At 58.0% G+C, this 19,586-nt stretch carries 17 protein-coding genes and 5 pseudogenes; 7 read left to right on the top strand and 15 right to left on the bottom strand.

Annotation, left to right across the window (positions count from 1 at the left end; translation table 11 throughout):
• The first annotated feature begins 281 nt into the window (after window positions 1-281).
• On the top strand, window positions 282-1,367 hold the full coding sequence (locus tag FB472_RS14195) for a hypothetical protein (RefSeq protein ID WP_215730406.1): 1,086 nt from the start codon (window positions 282-284) through the stop codon (window positions 1,365-1,367).
• 192 nt (window positions 1,368-1,559) lie between these two features.
• Here the strand turns inward: FB472_RS14195 and FB472_RS06850 are convergent, their stop codons facing one another.
• Window positions 1,560-1,868, bottom strand: a complete 309-nt coding sequence (locus tag FB472_RS06850; protein ID WP_141990273.1) for a transposase — start codon at window positions 1,866-1,868, stop codon at window positions 1,560-1,562.
• Here FB472_RS06850 and FB472_RS14660 point away from each other — a divergent pair.
• Window positions 1,848-2,009: pseudogene (locus FB472_RS14660) on the top strand (transposase); the annotation flags it as partial. The gene FB472_RS06850 and the pseudogene FB472_RS14660 sit on opposite strands and share 21 nt — an antisense overlap.
• A gap of 120 nt (window positions 2,010-2,129) precedes the next feature.
• Here the strand turns inward: FB472_RS14660 and istB (FB472_RS06860) are convergent.
• The 4 genes from istB (FB472_RS06860) to FB472_RS06875 form a co-directional block, all read right to left on the bottom strand.
• Window positions 2,130-2,924: an IS21-like element helper ATPase IstB gene (istB, locus tag FB472_RS06860; protein WP_141990274.1), complete on the bottom strand. Its 795-nt coding sequence runs from the start codon at window positions 2,922-2,924 to the stop codon at window positions 2,130-2,132.
• A complete protein-coding gene (locus tag FB472_RS06865) occupies window positions 2,921-3,352 on the bottom strand; it encodes a hypothetical protein (RefSeq protein ID WP_141990275.1) in 432 nt (143 codons plus the stop codon). Before FB472_RS06865 ends, istB (FB472_RS06860) begins: the two co-directional genes overlap by 4 nt.
• 84 nt (window positions 3,353-3,436) lie before the next feature.
• A protein-coding gene (locus FB472_RS06870; protein ID WP_141990257.1) for an IS3 family transposase occupies window positions 3,437-4,620 on the bottom strand; the annotation gives its coding sequence in 2 pieces (ribosomal slippage) (window positions 3,437-4,362 and window positions 4,362-4,620; 1,185 coding nt in all).
• 496 nt (window positions 4,621-5,116) lie between these two features.
• Window positions 5,117-5,488, bottom strand: a complete 372-nt coding sequence (locus FB472_RS06875) for a TIGR03618 family F420-dependent PPOX class oxidoreductase (protein ID WP_141990276.1) — start codon at window positions 5,486-5,488, stop codon at window positions 5,117-5,119.
• 412 nt (window positions 5,489-5,900) lie between these two features.
• Here FB472_RS06875 and FB472_RS06880 point away from each other — a divergent pair, with 412 nt between their 5' ends.
• Entirely contained in the window at window positions 5,901-6,227 is a 327-nt protein-coding gene (locus FB472_RS06880; RefSeq protein WP_170192044.1) for a transposase, read from the top strand.
• Between the two features lie 72 nt (window positions 6,228-6,299).
• Window positions 6,300-7,483 (top strand): IS3 family transposase gene (locus FB472_RS06885; RefSeq protein ID WP_141990257.1). Its coding sequence is split into 2 segments (ribosomal slippage): window positions 6,300-6,558 and window positions 6,558-7,483, totalling 1,185 coding nucleotides; the frame shifts between segments, so codons are not numbered across the junction.
• Between the two features lie 9 nt (window positions 7,484-7,492).
• Here the strand turns inward: FB472_RS06885 and FB472_RS06890 are convergent.
• The 3 genes and pseudogenes from FB472_RS06890 to FB472_RS06900 form a co-directional block, all read right to left on the bottom strand.
• Entirely contained in the window at window positions 7,493-8,371 is an 879-nt protein-coding gene (locus tag FB472_RS06890) for an ISAzo13 family transposase (protein ID WP_141990278.1), read from the bottom strand.
• A gap of 36 nt (window positions 8,372-8,407) precedes the next feature.
• Window positions 8,408-8,812, bottom strand: coding sequence for a helix-turn-helix domain-containing protein (locus FB472_RS14665; protein ID WP_141990279.1), 405 nt, complete (start codon window positions 8,810-8,812; stop codon window positions 8,408-8,410).
• A gap of 42 nt (window positions 8,813-8,854) precedes the next feature.
• Window positions 8,855-9,865, bottom strand: a pseudogene (locus FB472_RS06900) (IS256 family transposase); the annotation flags it as partial.
• A gap of 137 nt (window positions 9,866-10,002) precedes the next feature.
• On the opposite strand from FB472_RS06900, the gene FB472_RS06905 reads away from it, so the two are divergent.
• Together FB472_RS06905 and istB (FB472_RS06910) are read left to right on the top strand one after the other, a co-directional pair.
• Window positions 10,003-10,704: a Mu transposase domain-containing protein gene (locus tag FB472_RS06905; protein WP_141990280.1), complete on the top strand. Its 702-nt coding sequence runs from the start codon at window positions 10,003-10,005 to the stop codon at window positions 10,702-10,704.
• 49 nt (window positions 10,705-10,753) lie between these two features.
• Window positions 10,754-11,485, top strand: a pseudogene (istB, locus tag FB472_RS06910) (IS21-like element helper ATPase IstB).
• Window positions 11,486-11,530: 45 nt separating this feature from the next.
• Here istB (FB472_RS06910) and istA read toward each other — a convergent pair.
• Window positions 11,531-12,292, bottom strand: a complete 762-nt coding sequence (gene istA / locus FB472_RS06915) for an IS21 family transposase (protein ID WP_246078120.1) — start codon at window positions 12,290-12,292, stop codon at window positions 11,531-11,533.
• A 134-nt stretch (window positions 12,293-12,426) separates the two neighbouring features.
• Here istA and FB472_RS06920 point away from each other — a divergent pair.
• A pseudogene (locus tag FB472_RS06920) lies at window positions 12,427-12,744 on the top strand (integrase core domain-containing protein); the annotation flags it as partial.
• 143 nt (window positions 12,745-12,887) lie between these two features.
• Here FB472_RS06920 and FB472_RS06925 read toward each other — a convergent pair.
• From FB472_RS06925 to FB472_RS06950, 6 genes and pseudogenes are all read right to left on the bottom strand, one after another.
• Window positions 12,888-14,096 (bottom strand): M24 family metallopeptidase, encoded by a 1,209-nt coding sequence (locus FB472_RS06925; RefSeq protein WP_141990282.1) that lies wholly within the window; start codon window positions 14,094-14,096, stop codon window positions 12,888-12,890.
• Between the two features lie 26 nt (window positions 14,097-14,122).
• Window positions 14,123-14,575 (bottom strand): Cif family virulence factor, encoded by a 453-nt coding sequence (locus FB472_RS06930; protein WP_170192047.1) that lies wholly within the window; start codon window positions 14,573-14,575, stop codon window positions 14,123-14,125.
• A gap of 61 nt (window positions 14,576-14,636) precedes the next feature.
• Entirely contained in the window at window positions 14,637-14,906 is a 270-nt protein-coding gene (locus FB472_RS14375; protein WP_246078305.1) for a hypothetical protein, read from the bottom strand.
• A 46-nt stretch (window positions 14,907-14,952) separates the two neighbouring features.
• Window positions 14,953-15,420: pseudogene (locus tag FB472_RS14380) on the bottom strand (ATP-binding cassette domain-containing protein); the annotation flags it as partial.
• Between the two features lie 206 nt (window positions 15,421-15,626).
• On the bottom strand, window positions 15,627-17,303 hold the full coding sequence (locus FB472_RS06945; RefSeq protein WP_342775545.1) for a hydantoinase B/oxoprolinase family protein: 1,677 nt from the start codon (window positions 17,301-17,303) through the stop codon (window positions 15,627-15,629).
• On the bottom strand, window positions 17,300-19,321 hold the full coding sequence (locus FB472_RS06950; protein ID WP_141990286.1) for a hydantoinase/oxoprolinase family protein: 2,022 nt from the start codon (window positions 19,319-19,321) through the stop codon (window positions 17,300-17,302). The genes FB472_RS06945 and FB472_RS06950 overlap by 4 nt, the downstream gene beginning before the upstream one ends.
• Window positions 19,322-19,586: the final 265 nt, after the last annotated feature.

Raw genomic sequence — 19,586 nt, forward strand, 5'->3', positions numbered from 1 at the left:
GCTGCGGCAACGTCAGACTAGTTCGCAGCGGAACCCGTTCCGAACCGCTCTGCGGCTCCTGCACTCGCCCCGAAGCCCACTGGCACGCCTGTCCCGGCTGCGGCGAACCCTCTCAAAACCGGTCGCGCCGCTGCGCCCGTTGCACACTACGACGACGCCTCGGTGAATTGCTACGCGATGACGCCGGAGGGATCCACCCACAACTGCAGGTCCTGCATGACAACCTCGCCAGCCACGAGCGGCCAGACACTGTGCTGGCCTGGCTGAACACATACACCGCGATGGCGATCATGCGCGAACTCGCGACGCGGCAACGAGCCCTGACCCATGCCGGGCTCGACGAGCTGCCCGACAGCAAACCGTTGCGGCACCTGCGCAGCGTGCTGGTGGCCACAGGTGCGCTACCTGCCCGCGACGAGCAACTGATCCGGCTCGAACGATGGATCACGGTCACGCTCGCCGATCTGACTGACCCGGAACAGCGCGCGCTGCTGCACCGCTACGCCCGCTGGCACGCGTTACACCGGCCACGCCGCCGCAACAACGGTCGACACGCCACCGACGGGCAACGCATGGCCATCCAGCACAACATCAGCGCTGCAATCACCCTGCTCGACTGGCTGTCCGCCCGTGGCCTCGACCTGGCCAGCGCCGGACAAGGCGACCTCGAACAGTGGTTGACCTGCGCGCCCGCGACTGCCCGCGTTGGCGCGGGTAACTTCGTCCGCTGGGCCAGACGAAACAAGATCACCACCCTGGCCTTTGCCGCCACCAAATGGGACGGGCCTCGGCGTATCATCGACAGCGAAGCCCGGTGGACTCACGCCCGTCGGCTGCTACACGATGACAACATCAGGGCCGAGGACCGCGTCGCCGGACTGCTCGTGCTCCTCTACGCGCAATCCACCACCACGATCAGCCGGCTCACCCTCGAGCACGTCCACGCCGACGCGCACGAGGTGCGGCTGCGACTCGGCCGCGAACACATCGTGCTGCCCGAACCCCTCGACGCGCTGGTCCGGGAACTCGTTGCTTCCCGGCACGGGCACGCCACAGTTGGCGACCAGGGCATGTCCCCCTGGCTGTTCCCCGGAGGACGACCCGCCCGGCCGATCAGTGCCTCTCGGCTCGGCGAACGGCTTCAACAACTCGGCCTTCAGCCCGGTCAAGCCCGCTCCACCGCCCTGTTCGGCCTCGCCGAAGAACTCCCCGCAGCGTTGCTCGCCCGACTGCTCGGAATCAACATCAGCGTCGCGGTCGCCTGGCAACGCGCCTCCGCCGGAGACTGGACCGGCTATGCCGCCGACTACAGCCGTCGGGCACGCTCGAGCAGCATCGCCGGACCCACCCATGATGAACACTCGTGAGAGCTATTCCGAGAGTTCCAATATCCGACTCCGCCAGAACACGCCGACCTCACGATCAAACAGAGAGCCCTCGACCGCACCGCACCCATAGAAAGCGGAACAGGCCGCTACACACCCTCCGACACAATCCTGAACTTCCTCGAGAATCTCTGCAAGATTATGCCGAACAATTACGGGTGCTAAGCCGCCTGATCAGCGCTTTAAGGCAAACATCGGCATAATCCGAACATCAGGATAATTCAGGAACGCCCGATCCATCTTCAGATCCGAGACTTCTTTCCGAAGCCGCACCAGCTCGGCCCGCTCTGTCTCGCTCAGAGCCCCATCGCTCGCGTCATAGCGGTCCCGGTGGGCTTTGACCCAGTTGCTCAACGTTTGCTCGACGATGCCAAGCTCACGCGCGACCCTTGCGACGGGTCGGCCCGTATTGATCACCAGCTTCACAGCCTCGTCTTTGTACTCAGGCGTGAACGCCCTCCGTTGGTTTCCCATAATGAACATCCTCTCTTAGAAGGTGTCCACCAAACAGGGCCAAGGCCAGGCCGGGTCGCGGATCTTCGCGCGTGGTTCCCCACCGACGAGGCATGCCTGGCCTACCTGGACCGGCTGCGGTGGCCCGACGGATTCGTGTGCCCGCACTGTGACGCCAGATCAGCGGGCACCGGCGGGGTGGGAATAGCAAGTTGATTTGGCCCCGGGTTTGTCGTTTGTTTTGGCCCCACCCCGGGTAGGGTTTTCTGGGTTGCCGTTGGTCGCGGCGGGTTAGCCTTTCTGTGCTTGCCTGGTGGTTTTGAGGCGGTAGGAATCGGTTCCGGTGTTGATGATGTGGCCGCGGAAGGTGAGCCGGTCCACGATGGCTGCGGCCAGTCGGGGGTCGGTGAAGGTTTGGCCCCACTCGCTGAAGTTAGCGTTTGAGGCGCACGCAATCGATGCTCGTTCCTCTCGAGCCGTGATGATCTGGAACAGCAGCTCCGCCCCGTGGGTATCGAGTTTGACGTAGCCAACCTCGTCAAGACACAGCAGGTCCAGGCGAGCGTATTTACCGACCAGCCGGGACAGCTCCTTGTTATCGGCGGCCTCGACGAGCTCGTTGACCAGCGCAGCGGTGGTGATATATCGGACACGACGGCCCTGTTCCGCGGCAGCAGTGCCTAAACCGATGAGTAGATGCGTTTTGCCGGTGCCGGAATCCCCGAGCAGCACCAGTGGTTCACCGGCATCGATCCAGGAGCCGCCAGCCAGCTGGGTCATCGTTGCCGGCGGCAGATCGGGTATGTGTGCCAAATCCAGGTCTTCGAGTCGTTTCGGGCGTGGGAACTTGGCTTCTTTCACTCGTCGGTCGCGGCGCCGGTCCTCGCGCTGGTCGCATTCGAAGGTCAGCACCTCGGCCAGGTAACCCTGATGAGACAGCCGCGCTCGTGCCGCTTCCTCCGCCATCGACGCGGCGATCTTCGCTGTCCCCGTCAGGTAAAGAGTTTTGCATGCGGCGCTGATCGCTGCCGCCGCGGCAGGCTCGCTGATACCGGCCAGCGTTGGACGTGTTCCTGTCGCGCTCATCGGGCACCCACTAACAGTTGGTCATATCCGGCCAATGACGGTGCTCCGCGTTCGGGAAGATGCACGACTCTGTCGGTAAGTTCCTCTGGCAACTGGGTAACAATGGGTGCGAACGCCGCGTTCGCGCGGGCGGCGACGGCCAAACGGTCCAGGTCGTAGTCAGCGGCAGCAATCGCTGTTTCCATGGCCTCGATCACGGCAGTAGCTGGCAACGTTCGTGCCAGCAACAGCACCCCGATCAGTGCCCGCGTCCCAGCACCGTCACCGAGTTGATGGCGGGCTTTATCCCAGAATTTCTGATGAATGGGTGTGAAAGCACCGCTGGCACGGGCGGCGACCAGGGCGGTAGCACCGGCCATGGCACCGGGTTTGCGGGTGAGGACCTCCAAATAGTGATCGAGATCAAGGACGTGCGCATACTTATGCACGGCCCGCACGTGAACTGCGATTCTCTTCCCGTCGGCGAACTGGGCTGCTACGGGGATTTCGGACAGCGGAATTAGTGGATTCTTCTACGCTGCCAGGGCTGGCTGTTGATAACCATAGTGGACTTCGTTGGGCCGTCGATAATCGAGCGCTGAGTGCCGCCTGCGACTGTTGTAAAATCCCTCGATATAGCGGATGATGTCGCTGCGAGCCTGCGTCTTGGTCGCGTAAACGGTCCGATACACGCGCTCATTCTTGAGCATCGAGAAGAAACTTTCCGCCATGCTGTTATCCCAACAGACGCCGGTGCGGCCCATAGATGAGCGCATGCCCAGACTGGTCACCAGGGCCCGGTAGACGGCTGAGGTGTAGACGCTTCCGCGATCGGAGTGCCAAATGGCGTCAGGCGCGATCAGGGTCGTTGCCGCGGCATTCTTGAGAGCGTCCTCGACGAGTTCGGTACGCATGTGATCGGCAATGGACCAGCCAACGACTTTCTTCGAGTAGCAGTCGATGACCGTGGCCAGGTAGACGAACCCCTGCCAGGTGTGGATATACGTGATGTCTCCGATGAATTTCATCCCCGGACGATCCGCGGTGAAGTCGCGTTTGACAAGGTCGGGCACGTTTGCTGCGGCCAACGCGTCGGCCTCCGTCGTGACCCGGAATGGCCGTGGTTGGCAGGCTACGAGGCCTTCCTGGCGCATCAGCTGCCGGACGAGTTCGGGGGAACACTGCGTCTGCTCGGCGGTCAGGTCCGCGTGGATTCGCCGATACCCGTAAGTGCCGTCAGACTCCTCAAAATAGTGTCGGATCCGCGCCAAGAGGGTTTCCCGGCGGGCCGACGTCGCCGATTGCGGGCGCGTCAGCCAGTGGTAGAAACCAGAGGTTGACACCTCCAACCAGCGACACATATTCACCACAGGATTCCGGTTGTTGGGCTCAGCTTTTTGGGAGTCGATGAATTCGTACTTGCTCACTACCGCTGCTCCCGCGCGAAGTAAGCGGCCGCTTTTTTCAAAAATTGGGTCTCAGCCTTGAGCTCCTGATTTTCCCGCTCGAGTACTTTGAGACGGGCACGCTCGGGGACGGTCAGCTCCGTCTCGGTGCCACCATTCGCTTCGCGATACTTGATCAGCCAGTTGCGCAATGTTTCGTGGCCGACCCCGTAGGACTCGGCCACGTCCCTGATCGGCTTCGAGGTGCTGATCACCTCCCGACACAACTCATCTCTGAACTCCTGGGTAAATTTCCGGCGTGCTGTGGTCATGCAGATCTCTACTTTCAGTGAACCCCCATTTTAAGAGGGCCCACTGTCCGAAATATCCGCAGCACACCAGACCATATGAACTTGCCCTTCGTGAGTGATTTAGTCGTTGCTCACTGACCAGCCAACGGTGGCTCATCACGTCGACGATCTGACGCTCGAAAACCGAGCGAACTACACCACTACCCTAGACGCAACCCGATAATTCGTCAACGACGCTAGAAACGGTTGGTATTTGATCATTTTAAATGTGTATCAGAATTGTCACATCGTGGACTCTTTGTCGCCTTAAGAGACGTTCCCCTTAGTTCTCGGTGCACAATGGCTCCTTAATGGCCTAATCAATTATTCACGTAATAACGGTGAATCTGCGGGTGCGGAGAGAAGCAGTGTCACAGGTTACGATCGGCGCGAGCCTAGGCACTCGGGCGATCAAGAGCGTGCTGTATTGGGAAACTTCGACAAACTCAATGACTAAGAGTGGAATTCTGTGATTACTCTAGAGCGGTTTGATTTTCAGGATGACACGCTCAGATTCGATTATTTCTGGCAAGTATGGACGGTTGAAGTACCGCCACGCGAGCTTATCGATGTGAGTTCGTGCCTCGTGTCCATGCACGACCTCGATTACCGTCCCGCGGATCTCCGCGTACTCGTAGGCGTTGTCCTTGTCAATTATCAGCACAACGACGCGAGGATCCCGCTGGACATTCTTGAATTTCGCGCGGTGCACCTCCGTGTTTATGATGATGTTCTCGTCGTCGCAATCGACCCACATAACCTGTGCGCACGGCTGGCCATCCACTTTGAGCGTCGTGAATGACGCGAAATTGCCGCCCGTCGCCAGTTCTCGTACTTTCTCGCTAAGCATTTATGCCTTTCCCTTGTGGATACTTGCCCTCAAGTCGCGGAAGGAATCCACTATCTCTGCCGGAATGCGTGCGCCACAAACTACGACCCCTGAAGGATGACAGCGAAGATAGCGGACTGACCAAAGCGACTGAGTGAGAGCGAGGTGGAATTGCAGTATCAGTATAGCAACAGAGATCGGCTCCTACCTGTATGCGATCCCTTCCCTCTTTATCTAATACTACTGAGACGTTGACAAGATGGTCAATGAATCGACGTGCCTCAGTTTCTTTGAGCGCGTGAGTGTGGTTGGTGCCTCACATACTTTGAGCGCGAAGCTTGCCTGTATGGAGGGTAAGATTCCGATGGCCGCGAGGCGACATGAATCGCCCCGGGTTTGGTGGAGGGTCTGATTCCCGGAGAGGATGATGATCATGCCAGCACTGAGGAAGTATCCACCGGAGCTTCGTGAGCGTGCGATGCGGCTTGTTGCCGAGGCCAGAAAGGAAGATTCGGAGTTGTCGTTGAACGCGGCGGTGATCCGGATCGGGCAGCGTGTCGGAGTCAATCCTGACACGTTGCGTGGCTGGTGCAAGCAGGCCGCCATCGACGCGGGCGAAAGGCCCGGAACCACCACGTGCGATGCAATTCGGATCAAGCAACTCGAGGCGGAGAACCGTGAGCTCAAGCGTGCCAATGAGATTTTGTTGGCGGCGTCCTCGTTCTTCGCGCGGGAGCTCGACCGGCGACTGCCATGGTAGTTCTGGTGTGCTGCGGATATTTCGGACAGTGGGCCCTCTTAAAATGGGGGTTCACTGAAAGTAGAGATCAGCATGACCACAGCACGCCGGAAATTTACCCAGGAGTTCAGAGATGAGTTGTGTCGGGAGGTGATCAGCACCTCGAAGCCGATCAGGGACGTGGCCGAGTCCTACGGGGTCGGCCACGAAACATTGCGCAACTGGCTGATCAAGTATCGCGAAGCGAATGGTGGCACCGAGACGGAGCTGACCGTCCCCGAGCGTGCCCGTCTCAAAGTACTCGAGCGGGAAAATCAGGAGCTCAAGGCTGAGACCCAATTTTTGAAAAAAGCGGCCGCTTACTTCGCGCGGGAGCAGCGGTAGTGAGCAAGTACGAATTCATCGACTCCCAAAAAGCTGAGCCCAACAACCGGAATCCTGTGGTGAATATGTGTCGCTGGTTGGAGGTGTCAACCTCTGGTTTCTACCACTGGCTGACGCGCCCGCAATCGGCGACGTCGGCCCGCCGGGAAACCCTCTTGGCGCGGATCCGACACTATTTTGAGGAGTCTGACGGCACTTACGGGTATCGGCGAATCCACGCGGACCTGACCGCCGAGCAGACGCAGTGTTCCCCCGAACTCGTCCGGCAGCTGATGCGCCAGGAAGGCCTCGTAGCCTGCCAACCACGGCCATTCCGGGTCACGACGGAGGCCGACGCGTTGGCCGCAGCAAACGTGCCCGACCTTGTCAAACGCGACTTCACCGCGGATCGTCCGGGGATGAAATTCATCGGAGACATCACGTATATCCACACCTGGCAGGGGTTCGTCTACCTGGCCACGGTCATCGACTGCTACTCGAAGAAAGTCGTTGGCTGGTCCATTGCCGATCACATGCGTACCGAACTCGTCGAGGACGCTCTCAAGAATGCCGCGGCAACGACCCTGATCGCGCCTGACGCCATTTGGCACTCCGATCGCGGAAGCGTCTACACCTCAGCCGTCTACCGGGCCCTGGTGACCAGTCTGGGCATGCGCTCATCTATGGGCCGCACCGGCGTCTGTTGGGATAACAGCATGGCGGAAAGTTTCTTCTCGATGCTCAAGAATGAGCGCGTGTATCGGACCGTTTACGCGACCAAGACGCAGGCTCGCAGCGACATCATCCGCTATATCGAGGGATTTTACAACAGTCGCAGGCGGCACTCAGCGCTCGATTATCGACGGCCCAACGAAGTCCACTATGGTTATCAACAGCCAGCCCTGGCAGCGTAGAAGAATCCACTAATTCCGCTGTCCGAAATCCCCGTAGCAGCCCAGTTTCGTTGCTTCTGGGTAGCCGGGATGGCCGATTTTGGTCCACCAGCGGCGGATGGACTCGACCGCGAACACTCCGGTGTCGGCATCGGAGCCGACGTTGACCCAGCCGCTGTTCGCGCCCACGTCATAGACCCCGTAGGGCACCGCCTTGCCGGCCTCTCCGATGAAGTCGTAAGTGTTGGTTGTCTCCGGTTCACCCTGAGGAGAGTACTCCGCACCGCCATTGGAGTACCTCCCAATGTTCTCTTTCTTCTTCGTGTCGACCGAGATCACCGGCAGCCCAGCGTCCAAGAACGCAGTGACCTGCTCGTTCAGGTAGATGAACTGGGCGTCGCGGTCGGGATGCTGGCGCCCCTCAAGCTTTTTCGCGTTGGCCTGCAGACTGTATCCGTGATCCTTCAAGAGCCTGGCCACCGTCTTGGGCCCCACCTGGTGACCTTGCGAGGTGAGCGTGTCTGCCAGCTTCACGGTCGACTTCGTCGTCCACCGCAGCGGCGACATCGGATCCCCGCGGGTTACCGGATCCACCAACGCGTTCAACGCCTCCCACACCAGTGGGTCCTTCTGCTCCAGCGTCGGACGGCCCGCACCCTTCATCCGCACCCGACCATCAGTGACCAGCCCCGCTTCCAGCTCCTTCGCGCCCCGCCCGACCGTATCTGCCGACACCCCGGTCGCTGCCGCGACCAGCTTGATCCCGCCATGGCCCAGCTGCCGGGCACCCGCCCCGGCCAACACCCGCTTCTGCCGCTCGTCCAGAATGGGTCCCACCTCGACCAGCACTCCCGCCAACGCGGTCGCGAACGCCGTATCGAACCCTGCCAACTCCGTAATCTCAGACATAGCACAAGCCTAAAGAACTTTCAGGCCAAAACTGGGTTAATTATCGCGCGAGCCCTTAGGGCGTCTGGCCAGCTCGAATGCGAGTGCGTGGGCGCGAGTGGCCCGATACCCGTTGACTCCACAGTCTCGTCTCAGCTCCCGCGAGATCGTCGATGGTGACCGCCCCAAGCGGCGTGCGATCTCCCGCACACCATGCTGACCCTTAAGCTCCAGGATCCTCTCGCGCTCACTCATTGACAGGGACCGGCCCTGCAATTGATGTCCCCACCGCGGTCGCACACCACCATACTCACGGATATGAGCATGCACCGCAGCCGTACTCCACCCGATCTTCAGCCCGATTGCGTCCCCTGCCAGCCCTGTCTGTTTCAAATCCCACAATCTGTGGACAACATCGCCCAGCATCCGCTCAGAATATCTTCTAGTCACATCAATCAGCATCCTTCAATCATCGAGGTGTTGCGCTGACCGCGTGAACCTGCGCGGGTTGGTGGACCAGATTTGGCGCCAGTGTTTGGGTGGGAACCCGCAGAACGCGAGGATGTCCTCGCGGGCGTCGAGGAGCACCTGAGCGACCTTGGAGTGGGTCGGTGTGAGTACCCGGATGACTTCGTCGAACTGTGCCTGGACGTGCTTCGCGTCGGGCTGGGCGAAGATGGTGCGGATCATCGATGCGACCACTTCCTGACTGGCGCGCGGCACGATCGAGAGCACGTTTCGCATGAAGTGCACTCGACAACGCTGCCAGCTGGTGCCTTGGAAAACGGTACTGATTGCCTTCTTCAACCCGGTATGGGCGTCGGAGATGACGAGCTTCACCCCGTCCAAACCACGGGCCTTCAGCGACCGCAGGAAGCTGGTCCAGAACACCTCGTTCTCGCTGTCACCCACGTCGAAGCCGAGGACCTCGCGGCGCCCGTCGGAGGCCACGCCGATGGCGACGACCATCGCCTGGGAGATGACACGGTGGTTGACGCGAGCCTTGCAATATGTGGCGTCGAGGAACACATACGGGTACCCGGTCTCGCCCAGATCACGGTCGCGGAACGCGGCAACTTCCCCATCGAGATCCGCACAGATCCGGGACACTTCCGACTTAGAGATACCCGTGTCGGCGCCGAGTGCCTTGACTAGATCGTCGACCTTCCGCGTCGAGACGCCGTGGAGGTAGGCCTCCATTACGACGGCGAACAGGGCCTGGTCCACGCGGCGGCGCTGCTCGAGCAGAGCGGGGAAGAACGACCCCTGGCGCAGCTTGGGGATCTTGAGGTTGAGGTCACCGGCCGTCGTCGACAGCAGTCGCGGCCGGGTGCCGTTGCGCTGGGTAGTGCGGTCGGTGTTTCGCTCGAATCGGTCGGCGCCGATGTGGGCGGTGGCCTCCGCGTTGATGAGTTCTTGGTAGAGCGTTTCGGTCGCCAACCGGATTCGATCAGTGACATGTGTGAGTTTGAGATCCGCGAGGAGCGCAAGCAGGGCAGACTGGTCTAGAGCCATCGTGTGTTTGTGTCTTTCTGTGAGGAACTTTGAACGGTTCTCACTGACCATCGCACGGTGGCTCACTGCGTCGGTAATCCGACGCTCGAACTCCGGGAATTACACCACTCGCAGGGACGCAACCTGAAAAAGGCAATGTGGAGAATGCTGTTGGGTTCCTGCGCCGCAACCTGATGGTCCCTGAACCTGAGGCCGCGAGCCTGGTCGGTCTGAACGCGGTGTTAATGGCGCGGTGCGACGCGCTGGCGCGCACCACACATTATCGCAAGGGCCTGCCGGTGAGTGAACTGTTCGCCCACGACGTGGCCGCGTCTCTTCAGCTGCCAGGGGTCGGGTTTGATCCGGTCCGCTACGAGTCGAGGAAGGCCGACAAGACTGGCAACGTACTCATTGACGGGAACACGTATGCCGCGGGCCCCTCCTTCCACAGCCGCCGCCTCACCGTGGGGTTGCGTCACGACGTGGTGCAGATCCTCGATGAACACGCCGCACCGGTGAGGTCCTTCCCTCGAGTTTTTGGGCAGCAAACAGAGACGATCTTCGACCCCGCCTCCCTGGTGCCGTTGTTGGTGACTAAGCCCGGAGCGTGGTCGCATTCCCTGCTGCGGCCTCTGGTGCCGGAGATGGTGCGTGACTGGCTGGATCAGGCAACGGCCACTGATCGGCGCCGGTTATTCAACGCTGTTGACGCCGCGTCGGGCTCTGCCGGCTTCGACGCTGCGGTGCACGCCGCAGACACCTTGCTGCGGCGCGGGGACGCCCCCGACATAGCATGGTGGGCATGCTCGCCCGCCGCCTGGCCGATGGCACCGAACCGACCGCCGCCAACGTGGACTTGAGTGTCTATGACACCTTCACCACGCTGAACACGAGCACAGGAGAACCCGCATGAATCCGATCACCATTCAAGACATTATCGAAGCCGGTAAGCATGCTGCGCTGACCGGCAGCGTGCTGAGTGAATGGGCCGAGAAAGGCACCCCGAAACAACGCGAATACCTCCACGGGGTTCTGTTGGCCGAACACGAATCCCGGCAGGAATCACGCCGCCAGCGCCTGCTGAAATCCGCTCGCCTGCCGGCCCTGAAAACACTCACAGGATTCGATTACAGCAGTGTCCGGTTCCCCGAAGACTACGGCCGAGAGGCCCTCGAATCCCTGGACTTCATCGACCGGGCCCAGGACCTCGTGCTTTACGGCGACGTCGGCACCGGCAAAACCCACATGGCCTCCGCCCTGGTAGCAGCCGCCTGCCGGCAAGGCATCCAAGCCAGATTCTTCACCACCTAATCCCTGGTCATGATGCTGCGGCGGGCCAAGGACGAAGATCGGCTGGACAAAGAGCTTGCGTCCCTGGCCAAGAACCAGCTCTTGGCAATCGATGAACTGGGCTACCTGCCAATCGATACCGAAGGAGCGCGACTCTTGTTCCAAGTCATCGCGGACGGCTATGAACGACGCAGCCTGATCATCACCACGAACTTAGAATTTTCCCGATGGGGAGCCGTATTCGGAGACGACAACATGGCCGCCGCCATCATCGACCGGCTAGTGCACCACGGACGGCTGCTGCAATTCCGCGGCGAGTCCTACCGAGTCAAAAATGCCCTCATGAAATAGCCAACTGCTCAAATGGACTAAAAACGCGCCCAGGCGGCCTGATTCTTAGCGCCGAAATGGCCTACTTAAACTTGACGAAACACAACCCTTCTCGTGCGCTCCCTCGATACCGGGGATACAAAAGAACGAATCGAAACCATAATGCGATCTCATGGCAATGAATCGTGGATTCTCTAACCGTTCCCGACCCAGCGCGACTCGGATCACCGCTGGAGTCAAGTTGTCGTAACGGATCATTTTCGACGGGATCCCGCCGAGACGCTCGAAAGCAACGTTATGGCCATCCAGAAACGACTCCTGCGCCTGGTTCGCATACGCCACATGCACGGCCCTGCCCGAATATGACAGGCGCAACACGAACATGAACAGTTTCACCATGCTGCCGCCGATCAGCGCCTGGAACTCCCCGAAGTCAACCTCGGCCTCAGCTCCTGGCGCATGGGTTTGCGGGACCGCAACATTGACCGGGGTGCCGATCAGCTCCCGCCGAATCTTCGCGACCGCGTGAGTGACGGTGGACTCGGCTACCGTCGCCCCATACTCGTCCACCAGCCGCTGCCAGACCCGTCTGGCCGTGTGGCGCTGCTTGCGCGGTGCCTCCAGGTCAGCGACTAACCACGCTCTGACGATCTCCAACCACGGTCCCATCGCCGGGGCGATCCTTTCCGGCACCTTCCGCGGCGGCGGTGTCGAGTCCGTCAACGCGGCACGCACAGTGCGCCGATGCACCCCGTATACACGGGCCAGTTCCCTGACAGACATTTCTTTATCTCTCGCATCACGACGGATACGCTCGAACTGTTCCACTCTCGATCTCTCTTTCAAACCCGTTCCCGTTCTCTTCGTCTTGGTCGACAAAAAGAACGCTACGGGTGGGTCGAGGGTGGGGCCACTTCAAACGACTAAAAGCCTCAAAGGTGGGGCCACTTCAGAGTGCCATACCCAAAACCTTGAAGTTCGCTCCCGTGTTCCCTGAACGCTTCGGCTCCCTGGCTGACGCGAGAACCTTCATGGCCGGCTTCGTCGAGGACTACAACCACACCCACCTCCACAGTGGCATCGGGTTGAATACACCGGCAGATGTCCACTACGGGCTCGCCACCACCAAAGCGACCGAACGCTCCATCACCCTGGCCGCTGCCCGCCAGAAGTACCCCGAACGGTTCAGCACCCAAGTGGATCCAAAGATCCTCTCAATCCCCGACGCGGCATGGATCAATAAACCCATCCCGAAACCAGAAGCAAAACTAGCCGCCTAAACTCACCCTGGCCTCATTCACCTTGACAAATTCCGGACGAAGTCACCATCCACAGCACTAGCTCCAGCGCAAGTCCGGTGTAGGCCTCAGGATTCGACGTTCCGCCTCTCGATTGCCAGCCCCGGGTTCAGGCTTTACTTTGGCTAGTCGTTGACGCGCATCTCGTTACCCAACTCATTGATCTTGACAGTCTCACCAGAATCAGAGAGCAAGAAAACGTCTTCCACACGCACGCCAACTCGTCCAGGGTAGAAAACGCTAGGTTCGATGGTAAACATCATTCCCGGCTCAAGCGGCGTTTCGTCCTCTTCAGAAATGTATGGCAGTTCGTGCACATCTTTTCCAATGCAATGCCCTGTACGGTGGCGGAACCAATCTCCGTAGCCCGATTCATCGATAACTGATCGTGTTGCTCGGTGAACATCCCCGCCAGTGGCTCCCGGTACCGCCGCCTTACGGCCAGCTTCTTGGGCAGCCATTACGATCTCGTAGACCTTCTCGTACTCAGCGTTAGGTTGCCCTATGTGGACTGTTCGACCGAAATCCGAACAGTATCCTTCGACTATCGCGCCGAAGTCAAAATTTACGCCGGCTCCTACAGAAAGAGCCCTTGTGGAAAGACGCTCACTCGCATCCCGATCAAGCCCCGGGCCCATCGCCCAAACCGCGGTGTCGAATGATGACGAGGGTGAACCAAGTTGACGAATTCGCAGATCAATTTCCGAGGCCAGTTCTAGCTCGGTAATACCCGCAACTACATGGTCACTGACTGCAGCCATGACTTGGTCGACCATCTGCGCCGCCTGGCGCATGAACTCAATTTCGTGAGTATCCTTGATCCTGCGGATCCGATTCAGAATATCATCAGCGACGAGAAGCTCGGCTTCTGGACGATAACGTCGCAGATTCAACGTAGTCTCGGACCATGTTCGCCCGCTCACCGCGATGCGTTCTTGGGCATTAGATTCATGGCCGCAAGAATCGGCGTTTGGTGTGCCGCCGACAGCAATGCGGCTGGCGCGAGAACTAAACGCATCAAACGCGCGAGCAAATACTTCCTCGCCGTCATCGGACTCAGTAGCGGTGACAATGTCCCCAATCACGCCGTCAGGTAAATGAAATTCTTGATGATGACGCGTCAATACAAACAGTGGGTCTTTCCCCGCAGAAAAGAAAGCTCCCGAGATCCAATGATTCGTGTAGCCAATATTCCCAAACGAGGGAATTCCTCGACCTAAGCCAGTGAAATATTCTAGGTCAGTTTGCGATGCAGGAAGAAATAAGACGTCGATGTCTGCAGCATCAAGTTCCGCATCAAGCTTCGCCCGTCGTGCCTCAAAATCTATAGTCATTCTAGTCCTTTCCGTTTACTCAACAACTATCTTTCCTCAATTGAGAAAAGATCTTCATGCGCATGGATAATCAACCACTTTCCTTCAACTTGGCGCCAGCCCTGACTTACGCGCATGAGCTCTCGATTTGATCCGTCGGAATTGGTCGTGTCAACACGGAGGAAATGGCGGCTAACTGCCAATGTTCCCGAGACATCAATTACTGGTTCGCTGACTTCCATTCGAGTCACCACCGGTTTGCTTGCACCGACGGGTCGAGTTGCACGAATCTCATTAAGGTCATCAATTCCTCTCGCTAGTTTCTCCGTCACCGCATCCCAGACCGTAGCTTTGGCATGAATATGATTGTCAATTTCAGAAGAGTCTCCCTTGAGGAACGAACTGTACATTGCTTTTTGTGCGTCCCAAATTGCCAGCTGATCCGGGTCAAATAGTGAGGTGTTCGTTGAATCGGTAACGGTGCTTGTTGCTTGTTCCATTGAAAATAGCCTTCCATTCTGGTGTTGGCGATGAGAGTCCATCATTACGAGTACCTAATATTCACCCGCCTAAAACGATTGGCTCGAGCCATGATTCGATCAGCTGTCTTGTGTAACGAGACTGAGGGTTCTCGCAGATTTGAACAGTTGATCCTGCCTCAACGATATCACCGTGGTGCATAACGACCATAGAATCGGAGAAATGGCGCACCACGGCCGTATTGTGGCTGATAAAGAGCATTGCAATCCCCAGACGCTGCTGCATCTCCAAGAAAAGATCCAGCACCCGCGCCTGCACAGAAAATATCAAGTGCAGAAACAGCCTCGTCACAGACCAGCAGCCGAGGTTCCAGAGCCAATGCTCGGGCGATGTTTATACGCTGCAGCTGCCGTCTGCTGAGTTCACTGGGATACCTCGTCATGAGATCGGGTGTGAGTCCTACTGATCGTAAGAGATTCTCCACTCGCTCGACTCGTTCAAGGCGTGAACCAATTTTATGAATTACCAGTGGCTCTGCGACCGACCAGGCGACTGAGCGGCGTTGGTCGAGCGCGAGAAGTGGCTGCTGAAACACCGCTTACACCTGACGCCTGAATCCACGTGAGCCGTGCGCAAGCATCGCGCTGATTGGGGTGCCATCAAACTCTACCTCGCCACCATCAGGTTCGATGAGACCCAACACGATGTTAGCTATTGTTGACTTGCCCGATCCCGACTCACCAACCAAACCAATGATTTCACCTGGCTGAACCTCGCGGTTCACGCCTCTCGCAGCGACCGTTATGTTTTCTCCGTAACCGAAGGATTTATCCACGTTTCGGAGGTGCAAAAGGGGCTTGCTCATACAATACCTACATCTCGATAGATGGGATTGTCGAAGTCCCAGCTGGCATCAATATTTAGCAGAGTTTTACGCGATCCGGTCATGCTTAGCGAACTTGATAGGAGAGACTTGGTGTAAGCATGTCGAGGCTTAGTGACCACTTGTCTCGCATCTCTTTGCTCAACCACCTCGCCGTGAAACAACACCAGCATCTGCTTTGGGTCAGTTTAAGGAACGGGACTCTCGGTGACGTAACCGTTGAGAAGATCTTCCTTGAGGGCTTCAGGGTTGCGCTTGCCCGGGTCGCCATAGCCACCACCGCCGCCTGTTTGTATCCGCACTTGCGATCCTTTCGGCAGCGGCAGAGCATTGACCTTCAAGATATGTTCTTCGCCGCCACCGCGGTCGATGACAACATCGGTTGGGGCACCGTCTTCCCCTCCGAAAAGACCCCATGCTGGCTGCTTAGAGCGTTCAAACCACAGGGAAACCGTTGTTTGTTCCGAGAGAGTCTCGTAGGAACGCCATATCCCAAGACCCCCGCGATACTCCCCAGCACCACCAGAATTTTGCTGAAGCCCATACCCGGTGACGCGGAGCGGGTAACGAGACTCAATAACCTCAACGGGATAGTTCTTCAGGTCTCCGCCACCATAGTTCATCCGTCCGTTCACCCCGTCCAGGTCATCGAGCCCTCCCCATCCAACCCCAGTGGCTTCACTGCAAAAGAACTGTATGCCGTTATCGTCATATCCAGCAAACAGAATATTCATCGCGTCAGCAGGTTGACCAGCATTTACTGCGTGAGGCAGAGCAGACGCCAACGCTTTCACAAACAGATCAACCATCATGCCAAGGTGCGGGTAATAGAATTGACAGGCCGCAGGTTCCCGCGCATCGAAGACGGTCCGCGGTGTAGTCACCACTGACACATTGCGAAACGTCCCGGCAGTCGCTGGAATTTCGGGATTCACCAGGAGCTTATACGCCAATCGTGCCGCCGACACAGTTTGTGCACGTCCGCAGTTCATTGATCCGGGAGTTTGAGGACTCGATCCGGTGAGGTCGAGCACGATCTGGTCACCCGACACGGTGACAGTCAATTTCACAGGCACCGGACCGCCTGCTGGCCCCCACGAATCAAGTGCCCCTTCTGCGCGATAGATCCCATCCGGAATTGCCGCTACCGCCTCACGATCGAGGCGCTCACACTGATCAAACACCTGCTTAGCAGCACCCTCTACTGTCGCAGAACCAAAACGCTCATAGAGCCGCTTCAACATGCGTTCGCCGGTGTGGCAGGCAGCAATCTGAGCGTGCATGTCACCCCAAACCGAGCGAGGTAACCGACTATTTCGCATCAAGAAATCGATCATCTGGTGATCAGCCACACCAGCCCGGTACAAATAGGTGGGTCCAAGACGATAACCCTCTTGGTAAATCGACGTCGAGTCCATGGCCTGGCCGGCATCTTTTGCGCCGATATCGAGCCAATGCGCTTTCGTCGCCCCAAACCCCACCAACCGACCTTCATAAAATATCGGCGAGAAGATCGAAATGTCATTGAGATGACTACCCACCAGATAGCTATCATTGATCGCAAAGACATCCCCCTCGCGATAATTCTCCGCCCCACCAATATGTTCGGTAGTGACATCAATCGCCACGTCAAGCGCACCTAGAAATATTGGCAAGCCCGAAGACTGCCCAAGCAACTCCCCGTCCGCGTTGAACAAACCCACCGAACAGTCTTTCATCTCATAAATAATAGGCGTGTATGCAGACCGAGCGAGACTATTATTCATCTGCGCAGCAATCGAGTCGAACGCATTACGGATCACCTCAACAGTAACCGGGTCAAGACGCGCACTAGCAGGCCTCATTACTTCCATAGACAAATTCATTCACTTACCCTTTCCAATATGAGATGGCCGTTTGCCGACGAAGTCACCATCCATTTAGGGGGAACAAGCACCGTGCACCCCGCCTCCAAGAGAATTAACGGACCATTTAACGCGGTACCTGGCACAATCGAAGCGCGGTCGTATACAACTGTTTCGTGGGTTTCATCGTGGAAACGGACGTTCTGACGACCAAGTTCGACCATTGAACTCACGGGGACAAGTGCTGCCATACTTCGGCGCTCGGTGAGGCCGCGCGCGACCATACGAAGCGCAATCACTTCGATCTGTTCATCGGGGTTGTTATGTCCAAATCGTTCGAGGTGCGCTGCGTCAAATCGTTCGTGCAAAACAGTGAGCACTTCTGTTGCAGGCTCCTCCGCCCCAAAGTCTATATTCAGCGTGTACTCTTGCCCGAGGTAACGTATGTCAAGGCTCGGGACCGATACTATCTCAGACTCTTGCACCCCATCCGACAAAAGTGTCTCACGTGCTCGGTAAAGCATCGCCTCCAAAGCGCTATCCAGAACCATAGGATCGAGCTGATCGACTAAGTGGAAGAACGTCTGCACAAAATCATGGCGCAGATCGGTGTGCACCATCCCCCACGCGGAAAGCACTCCCGGACTTGCGGGAATGATTACCTTTTCGAGTTCGAGTTCTTCGGCGATCGACACGGCATGCAACGGGCCAGCACCACCAAAGGCAAGCAACCCAAACTCACGAGGGTCGATTCCTCGCGAAACGGTGATCTCTCGAATCGCATTCGCCATGGCGGCATCTGCGACAGCGATAATACCGAGCGCCGTGCTCTCGACGCTTAACCCGAGCGCTTCTCCTACTGTTTGAGTGGCTGCCACCGCGGCCGCTTTGTCGAGTTTTAGACTGCCACCGAGGAGTGCCACATCAGGAAGGCGCCCCAGCAAAAGATTCGCGTCAGTGACGGTTGGTTCGACGCCACCATTCCCATAGCAGGCTGGGCCCGGTACCGCGCCAGCAGATCGAGGGCCGACCCGAAGGGCTCCTGCCACGACATGTCCAACAGACCCCCCGCCTGCGCCGATCGTATGCAATGCCACCGACGGTGCGAGTAATGGGTGGCCTTCTAGTTCTGACTGCGATTCGATATCAGCGGAACCATCGACCACTAAGCTTACGTCAAAAGATGTCCCTCCCATATCAACGCAAAGCATCCGCTCGAACCCAAGTTCTGAGGCAACCGCGACACCTGCCATGGTGCCGCCCACTGGGCCCGAAAACAGAGTCTGTACCGCGCGCTCGCGCGCACGCTCGACAGTCATGACTCCACCATTTGACTGCATGACTCTCAGGTCACACTTTAATCCGCGTGCCTTGAGCGCATCCTCTAGAACGCGAAGATACTCGCGCACAATTGGAGCGATGTACGCCGAGATAGCTGTTGTGCTCGTCCGTTCGTACTCACGCCACTCTGGTGCAATATCGTTTGAACAAATGACCGCCACAGATGGAGCTACCTCGCCGAACAATCGAGCTATCGCTTCTTCATGCACCGGGTTCTTGTATGAGTGCAGGAGCGCAACCGCTACTGCGTCCACTTCTCCCTTAAGGCTCTTTGCCAAGGTGCGCACAGCATCTTCATCCAGCGCAGTGATCACAGCTCCATCCGCAGCCAAACGCTCAACAACCTCGTAAATGTCTCGGCGTGGGATCAGCGGCACCGGAGGCCTATAGCGAAGGTCGTATATCTCAGACCTATTCGCTCTTCCGATCTCATACACGTCTCTAAACCCCGAGGTGGTGATAAGGGCTACCCGCGCTCCGCGACGCTCAAGAAACGCATTGAGACCTGCCGTTGTCCCATGGATAAACGAGTCGATTTCGTCGACTTCCACTTGAAGACCCCGCAACGCCGCAAGAACCCCCTCAGCCAGGGATCCTGGAGTAGTCAGTGCCTTAGCTGTCCGTAATGAACCGTCATCTCCAATCGCAACCGCATCCGTAAACGTACCTCCAATATCAACACCTACGTGGTACCCCATACTATTCCTCTCTGTTAAATCAGATACAGCTGCTCGAAACTATTAGCCACAAATAAATCGACTTGACTCATAGTCCAGACTCTCCGTTGATCCGGCCTTTCGGCTACTTGGTGCCGGTGGAATCTCTCTCGGCGACAGGTAAATTCACGATATCGGCGTGACACCCTTAGAAGAAACGTTTGCACAACGAACGCCTGAACGCAATACGCACGAAAATGTTCATATCCCGTGCGAGTGTTCGCCTGGCATACGTTTTTCAATTGCG

Origin of the sequence: Rhodoglobus vestalii, assembly GCF_006788895.1 — a bacterium.
Classification (GTDB): domain Bacteria; phylum Actinomycetota; class Actinomycetes; order Actinomycetales; family Microbacteriaceae; genus Rhodoglobus; species Rhodoglobus vestalii.

Coding starts and splice junctions, on each gene's coding strand:
- FB472_RS06950 (WP_141990286.1), bottom strand. CDS start 19,321: ATGGGGTACCACGTAGGTGTTGATATTGGAGGTACGTTTACGGATGCG.
- FB472_RS06925 (WP_141990282.1), bottom strand. CDS start 14,096: ATGACTATAGATTTTGAGGCACGACGGGCGAAGCTTGATGCGGAACTT.
- FB472_RS14665 (WP_141990279.1), bottom strand. CDS start 8,812: ATGCTGATTGATGTGACTAGAAGATATTCTGAGCGGATGCTGGGCGAT.
- FB472_RS14195 (WP_215730406.1), top strand. CDS start 282: ATGGCGATCATGCGCGAACTCGCGACGCGGCAACGAGCCCTGACCCAT.
- FB472_RS06945 (WP_342775545.1), bottom strand. CDS start 17,303: ATGAATTTGTCTATGGAAGTAATGAGGCCTGCTAGTGCGCGTCTTGAC.
- FB472_RS06930 (WP_170192047.1), bottom strand. CDS start 14,575: ATGGAACAAGCAACAAGCACCGTTACCGATTCAACGAACACCTCACTA.
- istB (WP_141990274.1), bottom strand. CDS start 2,924: ATGAGCGCGACAGGAACACGTCCAACGCTGGCCGGTATCAGCGAGCCT.
- FB472_RS06890 (WP_141990278.1), bottom strand. CDS start 8,371: ATGTCTGAGATTACGGAGTTGGCAGGGTTCGATACGGCGTTCGCGACC.
- FB472_RS06880 (WP_170192044.1), top strand. CDS start 5,901: ATGCCAGCACTGAGGAAGTATCCACCGGAGCTTCGTGAGCGTGCGATG.
- FB472_RS06850 (WP_141990273.1), bottom strand. CDS start 1,868: ATGTTCATTATGGGAAACCAACGGAGGGCGTTCACGCCTGAGTACAAA.
- FB472_RS06875 (WP_141990276.1), bottom strand. CDS start 5,488: ATGCTTAGCGAGAAAGTACGAGAACTGGCGACGGGCGGCAATTTCGCG.